Annotated in this window: 17 protein-coding genes; 13 read left to right on the plus strand and 4 right to left on the minus strand. The window is 54.2% G+C overall.

What is annotated here, in order from left to right; all coding sequences use genetic code 11:
• Positions 1-9 precede the first annotated feature (9 nt).
• Both AC8GE9_RS14080 and AC8GE9_RS14085 read right to left on the minus strand, forming a co-directional pair.
• Positions 10-1,641, minus strand: coding sequence for a CYTH and CHAD domain-containing protein (locus AC8GE9_RS14080; protein WP_506677763.1), 1,632 nt, complete (start codon positions 1,639-1,641; stop codon positions 10-12).
• 55 nt (positions 1,642-1,696) lie between these two features.
• The gene (locus AC8GE9_RS14085) at positions 1,697-2,503 is read right to left on the minus strand and encodes an HAD-IIB family hydrolase (RefSeq protein WP_506677764.1); all 807 of its coding nucleotides are present in this window, start codon (positions 2,501-2,503) and stop codon (positions 1,697-1,699) included.
• A gap of 77 nt (positions 2,504-2,580) precedes the next feature.
• On the opposite strand from AC8GE9_RS14085, the gene ribBA reads away from it, so the two are divergent.
• Genes ribBA through AC8GE9_RS14115 form a run of 6 tightly spaced genes read left to right on the plus strand, consistent with a single transcriptional unit; the run spans position 2,581 to position 6,825 of the window.
• Positions 2,581-3,756 carry a bifunctional 3,4-dihydroxy-2-butanone-4-phosphate synthase/GTP cyclohydrolase II gene (gene ribBA, locus AC8GE9_RS14090; RefSeq protein WP_506677823.1) on the plus strand — a complete coding sequence of 392 codons (1,176 nt, stop codon included), beginning with the start codon at positions 2,581-2,583 and terminating at the stop codon, positions 3,754-3,756.
• Between the two features lie 10 nt (positions 3,757-3,766).
• Positions 3,767-4,288 carry a 6,7-dimethyl-8-ribityllumazine synthase gene (gene ribH / locus AC8GE9_RS14095; protein ID WP_028817011.1) on the plus strand — a complete coding sequence of 174 codons (522 nt, stop codon included), beginning with the start codon at positions 3,767-3,769 and terminating at the stop codon, positions 4,286-4,288.
• Positions 4,254-4,751 carry a transcription antitermination factor NusB gene (gene nusB, locus AC8GE9_RS14100; protein ID WP_506677765.1) on the plus strand — a complete coding sequence of 166 codons (498 nt, stop codon included), beginning with the start codon at positions 4,254-4,256 and terminating at the stop codon, positions 4,749-4,751. The genes ribH and nusB overlap by 35 nt, the downstream gene beginning before the upstream one ends.
• Before the next feature lie 23 nt (positions 4,752-4,774).
• Positions 4,775-5,779: a thiamine-phosphate kinase gene (gene thiL, locus AC8GE9_RS14105; protein WP_506677824.1), complete on the plus strand. Its 1,005-nt coding sequence runs from the start codon at positions 4,775-4,777 to the stop codon at positions 5,777-5,779.
• Position 5,780: 1 nt separating this feature from the next.
• The gene (locus AC8GE9_RS14110) at positions 5,781-6,305 is read left to right on the plus strand and encodes a phosphatidylglycerophosphatase A family protein (RefSeq protein WP_506677766.1); all 525 of its coding nucleotides are present in this window, start codon (positions 5,781-5,783) and stop codon (positions 6,303-6,305) included.
• A 19-nt stretch (positions 6,306-6,324) separates the two neighbouring features.
• Positions 6,325-6,825 carry a CinA family protein gene (locus AC8GE9_RS14115; RefSeq protein ID WP_506677767.1) on the plus strand — a complete coding sequence of 167 codons (501 nt, stop codon included), beginning with the start codon at positions 6,325-6,327 and terminating at the stop codon, positions 6,823-6,825.
• Positions 6,826-6,830: 5 nt separating this feature from the next.
• On the opposite strand, the gene pyrF is transcribed toward AC8GE9_RS14115, so the two are convergent.
• Together pyrF and AC8GE9_RS14125 are read right to left on the minus strand one after the other, a co-directional pair.
• Positions 6,831-7,646, minus strand: a complete 816-nt coding sequence (gene pyrF, locus AC8GE9_RS14120) for an orotidine-5'-phosphate decarboxylase (protein WP_506677768.1) — start codon at positions 7,644-7,646, stop codon at positions 6,831-6,833.
• Between the two features lie 69 nt (positions 7,647-7,715).
• Entirely contained in the window at positions 7,716-8,111 is a 396-nt protein-coding gene (locus AC8GE9_RS14125; RefSeq protein ID WP_506677769.1) for a diacylglycerol kinase, read from the minus strand.
• Positions 8,112-8,189: 78 nt separating this feature from the next.
• On the opposite strand from AC8GE9_RS14125, the gene AC8GE9_RS14130 reads away from it, so the two are divergent.
• From AC8GE9_RS14130 to AC8GE9_RS14160, 7 genes are all read left to right on the plus strand, one after another.
• Positions 8,190-8,564, plus strand: a complete 375-nt coding sequence (locus AC8GE9_RS14130; protein ID WP_028817004.1) for a tautomerase family protein — start codon at positions 8,190-8,192, stop codon at positions 8,562-8,564.
• Positions 8,565-8,600: 36 nt separating this feature from the next.
• The gene (locus tag AC8GE9_RS14135) at positions 8,601-9,404 is read left to right on the plus strand and encodes a crotonase/enoyl-CoA hydratase family protein (RefSeq protein WP_506677770.1); all 804 of its coding nucleotides are present in this window, start codon (positions 8,601-8,603) and stop codon (positions 9,402-9,404) included.
• Positions 9,405-9,530: 126 nt separating this feature from the next.
• Positions 9,531-9,785 carry a type II toxin-antitoxin system Phd/YefM family antitoxin gene (locus tag AC8GE9_RS14140; RefSeq protein ID WP_506677771.1) on the plus strand — a complete coding sequence of 85 codons (255 nt, stop codon included), beginning with the start codon at positions 9,531-9,533 and terminating at the stop codon, positions 9,783-9,785.
• Positions 9,786-9,930: 145 nt separating this feature from the next.
• Positions 9,931-10,218 carry a co-chaperone GroES gene (groES, locus tag AC8GE9_RS14145; protein ID WP_028817000.1) on the plus strand — a complete coding sequence of 96 codons (288 nt, stop codon included), beginning with the start codon at positions 9,931-9,933 and terminating at the stop codon, positions 10,216-10,218.
• A 24-nt stretch (positions 10,219-10,242) separates the two neighbouring features.
• Entirely contained in the window at positions 10,243-11,904 is a 1,662-nt protein-coding gene (gene groL / locus AC8GE9_RS14150; RefSeq protein WP_506677772.1) for a chaperonin GroEL, read from the plus strand.
• A gap of 203 nt (positions 11,905-12,107) precedes the next feature.
• A complete protein-coding gene (locus AC8GE9_RS14155) occupies positions 12,108-13,157 on the plus strand; it encodes an Ldh family oxidoreductase (protein WP_506677773.1) in 1,050 nt (349 codons plus the stop codon).
• Between the two features lie 21 nt (positions 13,158-13,178).
• Complete coding sequence (locus tag AC8GE9_RS14160; protein ID WP_506677774.1) at positions 13,179-14,087, plus strand: DMT family transporter; 909 nt, start codon at positions 13,179-13,181, stop codon at positions 14,085-14,087.
• Positions 14,088-14,103 lie beyond the last annotated feature (16 nt).

A 14,103-nucleotide genomic window follows, 5' to 3' on the forward strand; every position in this document is an offset into this window, starting at 1 on the left:
CGTCGAGGTTCAACGCCAGGGGTGTGGGGTCTCTGCGAATTTTTTGAATGCCTCGCTTGCTTCTTTGGTCAGCATCGCAAGGCGCGCCTGGATCCAGCCACACGCAAACCAAGCTTGGGGTTGATCTGTTTTGAGTGATTCGAAAAGTGGTTGTGCCACATACAGATCATTCATTTCGCCCAAAATATCTTGAACAGTAGCCAATTGCTTGCGATAGATGGACAAGTTTGATTCGGAAAAAAGAGAGTCACAAAATTGCAAGGCGTAGCGCAGTCGTTTGGATTTTTTGCGAAGCGCGTGTTGATGCTCAATGTCAAGTGTTTGAAAAACCAAACCGTTTCGCACAATCTGTTGATGCCATTTTTTTAGTTTTTTGATCAAGAGAGGCTTGAGCGCAGGCAAGCGCTCGAGTCGGACAGCGCGAGGAAATTCAAAATCAGTGCTAGTGGCGTTGATGGTCGCAGCTGCCGGCCCTAACAAGGCGACTGAGGTGATCGCAGGGATGGTGCATTGCGCGAGCGTATCGAGCAGCCAAGATTGAAAGTCCGTGCTCGCCACGTTTTGTGCGCTTGAATCCTGACGAGTCGATGTTGGTAAGACTAACGGGGGCAGGCCAGCGACGGCCAGCAAAGGAAGGAGGGATTCTTTTAGGACGTCCTCGTCTCGCGTGCCACCGAGTTGTGAAAAATATGCCTTGATTTTCTGACGATGCTCGAGGGTAGGAAGCTCGGTCAGGCCATCAAAAAATGACCAGGCCGAGCGCAGTCTGCGGATGCCTACACGCAGTTGATGGACGTGCTCAGGCGTGGCGACTCGACAAACTCCTGCCGTGTCGACCTCACACAGCACTGCGGTGTTGCGCACAATATGCTCGAGGCATTCAGTCGTGACTGCTGCCAGCGCCTGAGCCGCATCACGCTCTTTGATCACAGTCGCTAAGCCAATCGACGCTGCGCTTCGAGGTTTCCAAAAGTCAGCCACCTGTTGTGCCCTGTCCTGGGCTTGTTGCTCCACTGAGGCGATGTCGCGGGTATCTTGCGCCTCAAGCGCGGTAAGTGTCTGGGCAAGTTGCGCGAGTTGGTCACCACGCTCCGCCTTGCTTCGAAAGTCAAGAATCAGACCGAATCTTTGTTGCCATATTCGACCGGTTTCAAAAACCGCCTCAAGTTTTCCGCGTTTGAGTTCGAACTCAACTTCTGAAATGGGGAGTTGCAAGGTGCCGGCACGCAACCAACCTCGATCAAAGGCAAGCTCGACTGCGCCCGAGCGCGAGCGGATATCGCGCAACAGTCTTTGAACATCCGTTTCGTAACAGACCTGTAAAGGTTCGGTCAGACTCGACAGCACATCCCCGGCGGGTGTGCCTGCGTAGATACCCAGGTCCAAGGTCGCATCTGGCCGGTCTTGATTGATCTCAATACGGGCGAGGCTGTGTTCACCGGGCATTTTGAGTGTTTGTACCCATTGATGACCCTCGAGCCTGAGTCTGAGCGAAATACGCGCGCGCGCAAGCGCCCGAGACGGGGTGTCGAAATAGAGAGCTCGCAGCTGAATTTCAGAAAATTTAGCGCGCTTGACGGCTTTCTCGACATGGACTTGTACATCGACGGGCACGTTGAGTTTGAGCTCTTGTTCTGACATCGGTATCCCTCCAGAAAAAGGTCCTTGAATGTTGGCGGTGAAGCGAGGCCGAAGCTTATGATTTAAAACCTTTTGCTCGTAGGATGTATTGAGCTATGTCAACAAAACCATCACCAGCTTTTGAGGGTGTCACAAACTTTGGGGGGTGCTTCAAGCGGTGAAGCTGACGTTGAATATTCGCGACACCGACGGATAAATCGAAAAATTCGAACATCGGCTCATCGTTTGGAGAGTCGCCAATAAAGAGTGTAGTCCCCAATTGCTCCTGTAGCTTCAGACCGAACTCGCGAGTAAACAGCGTCTGGGTCATGGACAATTTGTCATAATTCCCAAACCAGCCATTCACGTGAATCGAACTGACTTTGGCTTGCGCGCCAGCCTCTTGAAACAGACCCACGATCTTTTGTACCTCGAATTCATTCAACGGGGGGACATCCTCGCAAAAATCAATCGCTAAATCAGCCTCGCGGTAGTGTTGATCGGAGGCCAGCCCGCAGCCAGGGACGGCGCTAAGAATACGCGTCGAGAGTTCATTCAATTTTTGGCGATTCATCCGTCGTTGCGCAGCCTCAGCAAAGTGATGGGTGAGCATTTTCTTGGCGAGACGGTCGTACCGCATGTAAAAAGCACCGTTTTCACCTACGACGGCAAAAACGGGCCACATTCTGGCGATATGGTCACACCAACCGGCGGGCCGTCCCGTAATCGGGATGACGATCATCCCCGCTTCAGTCAGCTGCTCAAGAGCCGCATAGGCGCGACTGGTCAAGCGACCCTCGGTCGTGATCGTGTCATCAATATCGCTCAAAACAAAGCGAATATTGGCGGCCTGCTGAGCAGAAAGGTCTGTGAGCGGATGCATATAACAAGGATTCTATGTGTGCTTGGTTACAGGGATTCTATAATAGGTGTTTACATGTGCTTCTACTAAACGTCACTATGCCTGCCAAACTTTCCTCCATTTCGCCGCTCAATGTCGATCTTGCGGCTGCGATATCTCCGGTTGCTGAGATCATTTCTGAGCTCAAAATGGGGCGTATGGTGATTTTGGTCGACGAAGAAGATCGTGAAAACGAAGGCGATCTCGTCATGGCGGCTGAGTTCGTCACACCCGAAGCGATCAATTTCATGGTGACGCATGGTCGAGGCCTCGTTTGCCTGACTCTCACCGAAGAGCGTTGCCGTCAGCTCGAGCTGCCCTTGATGTCCAATCGCAATGGTACGCCCTACGGCACCAATTTCACGGTCTCAATCGAGGCTGCGGTGGGCGTGGAAACTGGCATTTCAGTGGCGGATCGTGCAAGAACCATTCGAGTCGCAGTAGCCCGGGATGCTAAACCGACTGATCTCGTTCAGCCCGGGCATATTTTTCCCCTGCGTGCCGTGCCAGGTGGCGTCTTAGTGCGCGCGGGTCACACCGAGGCGGGCTGCGATCTGACTGCGATGGCTGGGCTGACGCCTGCGGCAGTGATTTGTGAAATTTTGAAGTCGGACGGCACGATGGCGCGTCTGCCTGACTTAATCGAGTATGGTCGCACCCATCAGTTGAAAATCGGCACGATTGCCGATCTCATCCAGTACCGTAACGAACATGAGTCTGTGATCGAGCGCATCAGCGAGCGTCGCATCAAGACGCCATGGGGCGAGTTCAATATGATTGCTTACCGCGATACGGTGGCAGGCAATCCGCACTTGGCCTTGGTCCATGGTCGTGTCGACCCCGCCCGCGAGACCTTGGTCCGGGTGCACGAGCCGACCTCGATTCTCGATTTAATGGACGTCCAGAGTCCTGGACATAGTTGGGGCGTCGCAGAGGCACTCCAGGCGATCCGCGAAAGCGAAGCCGGTGTGATGGTGTTTCTCAATTGCCAGGGCTCCGCCAGTCAACTTTTCGATCAAATTTCAGCCTCGCAAGGCGATATGCCTGTGCCAGTCAAACGTGAGCCGGGCCGCATGGATCTGCGCACCTATGGCATGGGCGCCCAAATTTTGCGCGACCTGAGCGTAGGGCAGATGCGTTTGCTGGCGCGTCCCCGAAAAATGCCCAGTATCATGCCGGGCTTCGGTCTCGACGTGACCGGTTACGATCACACTCCTCCCACCCGCAACACATAGGAAGCACATCATGAGCCCATATACCCTGACCCCCGACATGAATGGCGAGGGCCTGCATATCGGAATTGTTCGTGCCCGTTTTAACGAAGACATTGGTCTGATCGAGCTCGATGCTTGCCTCCAAGAGCTTGAAAGCTTGGGCGTCGACGAACGCGACATCATGGTCGTGACTGTTCCAGGTGCGCTGGAGCTGGGCGTGACTTTGGCGCGTATGGCCGAAACCTTCGAGTTTGATGCTTTGATCGCCCTAGGCGCTGTGATTCGCGGTGAGACCTATCATTTTGAAATCGTCAGTAACGAAAGTGCCTCAGCGATTGCGCGCGTCGCGCTCGAAACAGGCATCCCCGTTGCGAACGGTGTGTTGACAACCGAAACAGATGAGCAGGCAGAAGCCCGCGCTGCGGATAAAGGCCGTGATTGCGCGCAATGTGCGGTCGAAATGGCGAATTTAGTCGCGGCACTCGAGCCCGAAGCCGACGACGAAGAAGACCAAGAGGATGACGATCTTGAACAAACCCCAGCAAGACGCTAATTCGCCCGCAATGCCCCCACGCAGCGCGCGACGTCGTGCGCGCGAGTTGGCGTTGCAAGGCCTCTATGCCTGGCTTGTGCGGGATACGGAAAGCTTGCAAGATGCCGGCGAAATAGAAGCCCATTTGCGGGACGAGGACGAGTTCGATCTGGCCGATGTTGTGTGGTTTCAGACTTTGTTGCACGGCGCGATGCGTGAGGCTCCCGCTTTGCGCGAAAAATTCGCGCCCTTCGTGGATCGTCCACTCGCCGAGCTTTCGCCGATCGAGCACGGCATCTTGCTGATTGGCAGCTTTGAGTTGATCCATCAGCTCGACGTCCCTTATCGCGTCTCGATTAACGAAGCGGTGGAGCTAGCCAAATCTTTTGGCGGCACGGATGGTTTCAAGTTCGTCAACGGTGTGCTGGATAAGCTGGCCGCCGAGGTTCGCACCACAGAGCTTCGGGCAGCAGCCCGGCGCTAGGCACGCATGCGAGCGTGACAATCGTGACATCCGAATTCGACCTGATCTCTCGCTTTTTCAAACGTCCCGTTCCCGCCGGGATGCTGGGCGGGGGCGACGATTGCGCCTTGTTACGGATCACGCCAGGAATGGAATTGGCAACGAGCAAGGATTTGTTGCTCGAAGGCAGACACTTTTTCCCCTATGTGGATCCCTACACACTCGGCCACAAGTCTCTGGCTGTCAGCTTATCTGATTTGGCTGCGATGGGTGCTAAACCTGTCGCATGCTTACTCGGCCTAGCGTTGCCAAGCTTTAATGAAGACTGGGTCGCGCGATTTGCGGACGGGTTTTATGCTCAGGCCGATCTACATGGCTGTGCGTTGATTGGTGGTGACACCACGCGCAGTGAAAGCGGAGTCGCCATCAGTGTGACGGTATTTGGCGAAGTCGATCCTGCACAGACAATGCGAAGAAATGCCGCGCGTGCAGGTGATGACATTTGGGTTTCTGGCCAGCTCGGTGCCGCTGATGTTGCCTACCGACTGCTGGCGGGCTCCTTAATCGATGCAAGCCCTCTTACAAAAAAATCACGGGGTCTGTTTGGTTTGGATGGCACCTTGCTAGAGCAAACGCGAGCCGCCCTTGAGACGCCGAGCCCCCGAGTTTTTTTGGGGCGTCGTCTCGCTGCGCATGTCCATGCCGCGATCGATATTTCTGATGGTTTGCTGCAGGATTTGGGCCATATCCTTCAGGCAAGTGGGGTTGGTGCGCGCGTCGAGGAGAGACTTTTGCCTGTGCATCCCGCATTGCAGTACCTTTCCCATGCCGACCAGCGACGTGCAGCCCTGGCGGGAGGGGATGTGTACGAGTTGTGTCTGACTGCGGCGCTGGATCAGCGTGAGAGCATTGAGCGCATTGGGTTAGAGGCAGGCGTCGCGCTCACGCGTATTGGCCAAGTGGTCGCTGGAACGGCCCTGCAGGTTTTCGATGAGGCAGGGCAGTTGATCCATCCTCTGCCGCAAGGCTTTGACCATTTTCGGGGCTAAGATGACGAGCGTTTCAACCCGGCACCGCACGACCTGGCCTACGTTGCGCTGGGTATTTTCTGCGCCAGCACGCATTCTGATGTTTGGCTTTGGCTCTGGTTTGATTCGTCCAGGCTCCGGAACCTGGGGTACTTTGTTGGCGTGGTTGCTCTGGGTCTTGGTCGCGCCCGGCGCGAGCAATCTGGCGATCGGTATTTTTTTATTATTTTGTTTTGTTTATGGTTCTTGGGCGGCTCACCGCGTGAGTCAGTCGATGGGCGTCCAAGATCATGTTGGCATTGTTTGGGATGAATTTGTCGCATTCTGGCTTGTGTTGTGGCTAGTGCCTGAAACGCTGTTGGCCCAAAGCGTGGCCTTTGTTCTGTTTCGATTTTTTGATACGGTTAAGCCGCCACCCATCCGTCAAGTCGATGCGCGTTTTAAAGGGGGCGTTGGCGTGATGCTGGATGACGTGCTTGCTGCCTTTTACACGCTCATCGTGATGGCGTTGATTGTGCACTTCGGTCCTACGACGTATTTCTCCTAACGCTAGTTTTTAGAGATCCATGATGCAAAACGATACGCGAGCTCTCGCAACTCAATTGGGTCAGTTACTCCTTGCGCGTCAAGGATGGCTGGCGACTGCCGAGTCTTGTACCGGTGGACTGCTATCGGGCGCCGCGACGGCTATACCGGGTTCAAGTGGCTGGTTTGATCAGGGCTGGGTGACCTATAGCAATCGTGCTAAACACGCACAGCTCGGCGTCGCATATGCAACGCTGGATACGTTTGGCGCCGTGAGCGAAGAGGTCGCTCGCCAGATGGCAGCTGGGGTGTTGGCCATGGCGCCGCGCGCTTCGCTTGCGCTGACCACGACAGGTGTGGCCGGCCCAGGAGGTGGTACAGCCAGCAAGCCTGTTGGTTTGGTGTGGTTCGGGTTTGCCCAGCGCGCACCCTCGGGCGTGATCGTGCACGCGGTTTCTCAAATGTTTGAGGGTGATCGTGATGCCGTCAGAGACGCATCCGTGGCGTTTTCACTACGCTCGGCCTGCGCCTTGCTTGTTTGAGGCTTCTATCTGTGCGCATTGATGGCGTCACGTGTTTCTTTGGCAACGGCGGCTGCGGCCTCAGTCCAGTGACCTTTGCCTGTGGCGTACAAAATCGCGCGTGAGGAGTTGATCATCATGCCGGTTTTTTGTGCATTACAGCCCGCGGCGCAGGTGGCGGCAATGTCGCCGCCCTGAGCACCGATCCCAGGCACTAAGAGCGGAACGCTATCTCCAATCGCTTTGCGGACTGCGGCAAGTTCGTTTGGAAAGGTTGCGCCGACGACGAGTCCACACTGGCCTGTTTTGTTCCACTTATTGGCGACTAAGTCGGCGACACGCAAATACAAAGGCACGCCATCCGTCATCAAAAATTGCAAGTCCGATCCGCCTGGGTTGGATGTGCGGCACAACACGATGACGCCACGATCTTCCCATTCGAGATACGGTTCTACAGAGTCGGCCCCCAGATACGGGCTGACCGTCACCGCATCGGCGCCGTAGCGCCCAAAGACCTCTTGTGCATACTGCGTGGCCGTCGCCCCAATATCACCGCGCTTGGCATCGAGCACCAAAGGCAGGTGAGGGTAGTTATCTCTCAAGTACGCGCAGAGGTCCTCGAGCTGACGCTCGGCTCCGACCGCTGAGAAATAGGCGATTTGGGGCTTGAAACCACACACAAAGGGTGCGGTGGCGTCGATTATTTGTTTGCAAAACTGAAAAATCCCGTCTGGCTTGCCCTTGAGTTCGACCGGCATGCGGGTCAAGTCTGGATCGAGTCCCACCATCAAGAGGGAATGGGAGCTTGCCCAGGCGGCATTGAGTTTTTGAATAAAAGACATGTCAGAAATATACGTGTAAGGTGCAAAAGGGGGAAACAAGTGCTATTAGAGCCTAAAAATAAATCTAAGCTAAATAAAGTTAAACCACTTGTTGATCAGCAACGTCAACCAAAGTACGCCCGCTGAAAGCAAACTAAGGAAAACTGCTGCGCTTCCGAGATCTTTGGCACGACCGATTAGTTCGTTGTTTTCTAGCGTGACGGCGTCAGCGACGGCTTCGATTGCAGAATTCAGGAGTTCTACGATTAATACCAGCACTAAGGAACTGAGCAGCAAGATAATCTGTATCGCGCCCTGACCGACCCAAAACGCAACCGGTGTCATGAGTAGCACCAACAAGAGTTCTTGTCTAAAAGCGGCCTCATAGCGCAGCGCAGCACGAAGACCGCTCCAGGAATACCTCGCTGCCTTAAAAACTCTGCCAATGCCGCCTTTACTTTTGTGTTGCGAGGGATGTGAGGACATGATTGCGAACTTGGTTTATAAATGATGGCCGCCTGACGGATTCAGGCTTATCAATTCATTTTCGGAAGATAGCACACCATGCCAATGCTCAACGTTCAAATTCTGCAAGGTCACAGCGCTGCGAAAAAAACGGACTTGCTGAAAAAGCTGACGCAGTCCGTGGTGGACAGCATCGGAGCGCCCTTGGCCTCGGTCAGAGTCGTCTTGCAAGAAATCCCTGCCGAGCATGTCATCGTGGCGGGTGAGATTGGCAAGGAAATGGTCATGATCACGGTGGGTTTGATCCGTGGACGCACCGAGGATCAAAAGGCTGCCGTCATTGCGGCCATGTTTGAGGCTACTGAGCAAGCGATTGGCGTCTCCAAGCAAAACATCCGTGTCATCTTATTTGATCGTCCTGCAACGGATTTTGGGGTTGCGGGTGGTATCACAGCCAAGGCCGCTGGTCGTTAATTTTTTATCTTCACCGGATTATTAAGGTTTTTTATCATGACGAGTGTTCTTCAATACGAGCAAGACGATCTGGGTGTTGTGACCCTCACCCTCAATCACCCCGAGACGCGCAATGCGTTGACGGGTACGGGCATTGTCGAAGCGATGCTTGAGGCGTGTCACCGCATTGAACATGACCCGAGCGTGCGCGCAGTCATCATTACGGCGAATGGGCCGATTTTTTCTTCGGGCGGCAAAATCGACGAGATGGAGCGTCAGATTGGCTCTGGTTTCGGCTCTGAGGTTTTACGTCAGGAGTATCGCCAGGGCATTCAGCGATTGCCTCTGGCAATCCATCAGATTGAGGTCCCGACGATTGCGGCAGTCAATGGACCGGCGATTGGTGCAGGCTGTGATCTGGCGTGCATGTGTGATTTGCGGATTGCGTCTGAAAATGCGACCTTTGCCGAAAGTTTCGTCAAGGTTGGCATTGTGGCGGGCGACGGTGGCGCTTGGTTTTTACCGCGTGTGATCGGTATGGCGCGCGCGGCCGAGATGTCGTTCACAGGCGAGGCGATTGACGCGAAAACCGCCTTAGACTGGGGCATGGTGTCGCGTGTGGTGCCAGCGGAGGATCTGTTGACGACGGCGCAAACCCTGGCGCGCAAAATGGCGGTCAACTCTGCACCTGCGGTGCGGATGACCAAACGTTTGTTGCGCGAGGGGCAGACGTCGTCGTTGTCTAATTTGTTGGAGTTGTCGGCTGCGTATCAGGCGATTGCGCACAAGACGGCGGAGCACGCGAAAATTGTCGGTGACTTTATGGCGGCCAAGGCGGCTCGTCGCGCAGCTAGGAAATAACTCTTTCGCATCTCTTGTTCCGGAAACCTGGGGTGTTTGATGTTGCTGAGCAACATTCAAAGCGCCCCATTTTCCTGCAAACTGAAGAAGCTTCCCGATGCGGAAACCTCTCGATTTAGGTGAGCCATGACCATCACAACTCTTTCAAGCCGCCAATTTAACCAAGACTTAAGCAGCGCCAAGAAAGCCGCAATAGCGGGACCGGTATTCATCACGGACCGTGGTCGGCCGGCGCATGTACTGTTGACCTTTGCTGCATACAAGAAAATCACCGCAAGTCATGCGAAGATTGCTGACCTTCTGGCGATGCCCAACGGTGAAGACTTTGAATTTGATATACCGCAATTGCGCGACCTCGCCCGACCAGCGGATTTTTCCTGATACTAGCTGAATTTCAGAAACTTACCCCCCTGCACTTGAAATCCCCAAAACAGCCCTTATAATTAGCACTCAACTGCAACGAGTGCTAACAATCCTCCAGCAGTCTTTCTCACAACCTATTTTTTGTATATAACAGGAGTTCTACATGGCCCTGCGTCCCCTGCACGATCGCGTGATCGTCAAACGCCTGGACAACGAGCGCAAAACTGCCTCGGGCATCGTCATCCCTGAAAGCGCCGCTGAAAAGCCCGATCAAGGTGAAGTGCTAGCTGTTGGTCCCGGCAAACAAACCGAAGATGGCAAAGTCCTGAAAATGGACGTCAAAGTTGGCGACAAAGTGTTGTTCGGCAAGTATGCCGGCCAGACAGTCAAAGTCGACGGCGAAGAAGTCCTCGTCATCCGTGAGGAAGAAATCCTCGCGGTTGTCCAGTAAACAGAACACTCGAAGGAAAGATAAATGGCTGCCAAGCAAGTTTTATTCGGCGATGACGCACGCGTGCGTATCGTACGTGGCGTAAATATTCTCGCCAATGCAGTGAAAACCACACTCGGCCCAAAGGGTCGTAACGTTGTGCTCGAGCGCTCTTTCGGAGCCCCAACCGTCACCAAAGACGGCGTGTCGGTCGCTAAAGAAATCGAACTCAAAGACAAATTTGAAAACATCGGCGCACAGTTGGTCAAGGAAGTTGCTTCCAAGACCTCTGACAACGCTGGTGACGGTACAACCACCGCAACCGTGTTGGCTCAGTCGATCGTTGTTGAAGGCCTCAAGTACGTGGCTGCCGGCATCAATCCAATGGACCTCAAGCGCGGCATCGACAAGGCTGTGATCGCGGCTGTTGCTGAGCTCAAAAAGCTCTCCAAGCCCTGCACCACGACCAAAGAAATCGCTCAAGTCGGTTCGATCTCTGCTAACAGTGACTTCTCCATCGGCCAGATCATTGCTGACGCAATGGACAAAGTCGGCAAAGAAGGCGTCATCACTGTCGAAGACGGCAAGTCGCTCGACAATGAACTCGACGTCGTCGAAGGTATGCAGTTTGACCGTGGCTATTTGTCACCTTATTTCATCAACAACCCTGAAAAGCAAGTGTCAGCGTTGGATGATCCCTTCGTCCTGATTTACGACAAGAAAGTCAGCAACATTCGCGATCTACTCCCAATTTTGGAGCAAGTCGCCAAGTCGAGCCGTCCTTTGTTGATCGTGGCTGAAGACGTCGAAGGCGAGGCTTTGGCCACGCTGGTCGTCAACAACATTCGCGGCATCCTCAAGACCACAGCTGTCAAGGCGCCTGGTTTTGGCGACCGTCGTAAAGCGATGCTCGAAGACATCGCCATCCTCACCGGTGGTACGGTCATCTCCGAAGAAACAGGCATGTCGCTTGAGAAAGCAACATTGGCTGAACTCGGTCAAGCCAAGCGTATCGAAGTCGGCAAAGAAAACACCACAATCATCGACGGTCATGGTGATACCAAGTCGATCGAAGCACGCGTCAAGCAGATCCGTGTCCAGATCGAAGAAGCAACGTCCGACTACGATCGTGAAAAACTGCAAGAGCGCGTGGCCAAATTGGCCGGCGGTGTTGCTGTGATTCGCGTCGGTGCATCAACCGAAGTCGAAATGAAAGAAAAGAAGGCACGTGTCGAAGACGCACTGCACGCAACCCGTGCAGCCGTCGAAGAAGGTATCGTTCCTGGTGGTGGCGTTGCGTTGATTCGCACACGCGCAGTGGTGGCCTTGGTTAAGGGCGATAACGCCGATCAAGACGCTGGTATCAAGCTTGTCTTGCGTGCCATCGAAGAGCCTCTGCGTACCATCGTGGCGAATGCTGGTAACGAGCCAAGCGTTGTGGTCAATAACGTTGCGAACGGCTCAGGTAACTACGGCTTTAACGCCGCCACCGGCGAGTACGGTGACCTGGTCGAGCAAGGCGTGTTGGATCCAACCAAAGTCACACGTACAGCTCTGCAAAATGCAGCCTCCGTTGCCAGCTTGTTGCTGACAACAGAAGTCGCAGTGTGCGAACTCGCCGAAGACAAGCCAGCAGCCGGAGGTATGGGTGGTGGTGACATGGGCGGTATGGGCGGTATGGGCGGAATGGGCGGTATGGGCTTCTAAGTCTACATCGTTGACCCCGAGACTTGTCTCGGGGAGCGCTTTAAAAACCCTCGGAGAGATCCGAGGGTTTTTTATTGGATGCGCGGATGAGTGGCAGGTGGTTGTCTACCGCGTGCGGCTGACATGACGGCAGCCTCGCTCCCGAGTATGCTTGTGCAGGTGGCTGAATAGCCTAAAAAATGAATTCAAAAGGAGTGTTGGCAATGAGTGAAGGCGGGCAAGTACGAACAGTCTGGACAGAGTCCGAGCTCACAGCATTAGCCGTGCGTGCATTTCAAGGCCTTGGCCTGACAAAAACAGACGCTGCAGACGTTGTTCGTATATTGGTGTTGGCGGATCTGTTTGGTTTGAGTACCCATGGTTTGTCACGCGTAGAGTCCTATGGTGAGCGCCTGTTAGTTCAAGGGATTCGCGCACAACCAAACATTCAAGTTGACTCTCCCGCTCCTGCACTCAGACTCGTGGACGGTGATAATGGCGTCGGACCTTTGGTGGGCATGCATGCGCTGCGAGCCGCGATGGACGCTGCGGGCCAATACGGTATCGGAATGGCCTTTGCCCGCGGCAGCAACCATTTTGGACCGATCTCCCCCTATTCCCTGATCGCCGCCCAAGAAGGTTTTGCCAGCATTATTGGTAGCAACGCTACGACAACGATTGCACCGTGGGGGGGTAGTGATGCCCGCTTGGGTAACAGCCCCTTGGGTTTCGGCGTCCCCAATCCGGATGGCCAACCTTTTTTGCTTGATATGGCAATGAGCGTGGTGGCGCGCGCCAAAATCCGTAACGCGTTTAAGCGCGGCGAGGCCATCCCAGATACATGGGCAACCGATGATAAGGGTCGGGCAACAACCGATCCCAAAGCGGCGCTAGACGGCTTTCTCCAGCCGATTGGCGGCCATAAGGGCTATGGACTGGCACTCATGGTGGATATGTTTGCGGGACTGTTGTCCAACGCTGCATACCTGACGCACGTCAAATCCTGGGTTGATGCACCGGATGAGCCGCAAAACCTAGGGCACTTTTTTATTTTGATTAATACCAACGTGTTGGGTTCATCTCAGTGGTTGACAGATCGTATGATGGACTTTGCTTCGATCTTGCATGACAGCCCCCCTGCAGTTGAGGGGCGTCCAGTCATCATGCCAGGTGAAATTGAACTGAAAAAAATGGCACAACAGCAGGTTGCTGGGATCACGTTGGATCCGGCGGTCGTCACACTCTTGCAAGAGCATGCAGCCAAGGTTTCATAAAAAATACTAGAGGAGACATTTGTGCATGAATGGACTTGGTTATGGATCCCCGCAACGATTTTTGCGGCAGCGGCTCAGGCTGGACGTAATGCGATTCAGAGAAGTTTGACTGAACAGCTTGGCACGCTGGGCGCGACTCAGGTTCGATTTCTGTATGGGTTTCCGTTTGCTGTGCTTTTCACTGCGATCGCGCTGATGCTCACTGGTTCAGTCATGCCAAAAATGGACTTAAGCTTTGTGTTGTTTGTATTGGCGGGGGCGCTGTCACAAATCGCTGCAACGGCCTTGATGCTCGCCGCGATGCGACAGCGTGCGTTTGTTGTGGTAACCGCATGGACAAAAACGGAGCCTGTCCAAGTCGCACTGTTTGGTCTGGTCGTGTTGGGTGATCGAATCTCTATTTTGGCAATGGTGGCAATCATCATTGCCACGGTGGGTGTGACGATCATGGCTCGCAAGCCAGGTACCACTGCGCCTGAAGAGTCTTCATGGAAGCCGGCAGCCTTGGGTTTACTGGCGGGTGCATTTTTTGCGATCGCAGCAGTGACGTTTAGGGGTGGCATTATTGCCTTGGGGGAAGCGCACTTCTTTGTCCGCGCCTCATGGACCTTAACGTGCGGCTTGGGGGTGCAGACGATTTTGCTTGCCGCTTGGATGATGAGCTTTCATCGAGAGGCTTGGATCAAGTGTCTCAAGGCTTGGCGCATTTCAATTTGGGGAGGCTTGCTTGGCGCCTCAGCGTCGCAAGGTTGGTTCTTGGGCTTTGCTTTAACGGCCGCAGCGAACGTGCGAACCTTGGGCTTGATTGAGGTGTTGTTTGCTCAGCTACTGTCGTGGCGTATATTTTTGAGTAAAAGCTCCAAGCAAGAGACCTTTGGTATCTTATTGATTGTGATTGGCGTGTCTTGCTTGCTGCTTTCTGCGGGTTAAATCGCCATAAAGTCAG

The sequence above is a fragment of the Zwartia lucis genome (assembly GCF_965234455.1).
Lineage (GTDB): Bacteria > Pseudomonadota > Gammaproteobacteria > Burkholderiales > Burkholderiaceae_B > Zwartia > Zwartia lucis.

Bases quoted from the DNA above. Each gene is read 5' to 3' on its own strand.
- AC8GE9_RS14080 (WP_506677763.1), bottom strand. From the start codon at position 1,641: ATGTCAGAACAAGAGCTCAAACTCAACGTGCCCGTCGATGTACAAGTC.
- AC8GE9_RS14085 (WP_506677764.1), bottom strand. From the start codon at position 2,503: ATGCATCCGCTCACAGACCTTTCTGCTCAGCAGGCCGCCAATATTCGC.
- ribBA (WP_506677823.1), top strand. From the start codon at position 2,581: ATGCCTGCCAAACTTTCCTCCATTTCGCCGCTCAATGTCGATCTTGCG.
- ribH (WP_028817011.1), top strand. From the start codon at position 3,767: ATGAGCCCATATACCCTGACCCCCGACATGAATGGCGAGGGCCTGCAT.
- nusB (WP_506677765.1), top strand. From the start codon at position 4,254: ATGACGATCTTGAACAAACCCCAGCAAGACGCTAATTCGCCCGCAATG.
- AC8GE9_RS14110 (WP_506677766.1), top strand. From the start codon at position 5,781: ATGACGAGCGTTTCAACCCGGCACCGCACGACCTGGCCTACGTTGCGC.
- AC8GE9_RS14115 (WP_506677767.1), top strand. From the start codon at position 6,325: ATGATGCAAAACGATACGCGAGCTCTCGCAACTCAATTGGGTCAGTTA.
- pyrF (WP_506677768.1), bottom strand. From the start codon at position 7,646: ATGTCTTTTATTCAAAAACTCAATGCCGCCTGGGCAAGCTCCCATTCC.
- AC8GE9_RS14125 (WP_506677769.1), bottom strand. From the start codon at position 8,111: ATGTCCTCACATCCCTCGCAACACAAAAGTAAAGGCGGCATTGGCAGA.
- AC8GE9_RS14130 (WP_028817004.1), top strand. From the start codon at position 8,190: ATGCCAATGCTCAACGTTCAAATTCTGCAAGGTCACAGCGCTGCGAAA.
- AC8GE9_RS14135 (WP_506677770.1), top strand. From the start codon at position 8,601: ATGACGAGTGTTCTTCAATACGAGCAAGACGATCTGGGTGTTGTGACC.
- AC8GE9_RS14140 (WP_506677771.1), top strand. From the start codon at position 9,531: ATGACCATCACAACTCTTTCAAGCCGCCAATTTAACCAAGACTTAAGC.
- groES (WP_028817000.1), top strand. From the start codon at position 9,931: ATGGCCCTGCGTCCCCTGCACGATCGCGTGATCGTCAAACGCCTGGAC.
- groL (WP_506677772.1), top strand. From the start codon at position 10,243: ATGGCTGCCAAGCAAGTTTTATTCGGCGATGACGCACGCGTGCGTATC.
- AC8GE9_RS14155 (WP_506677773.1), top strand. From the start codon at position 12,108: ATGAGTGAAGGCGGGCAAGTACGAACAGTCTGGACAGAGTCCGAGCTC.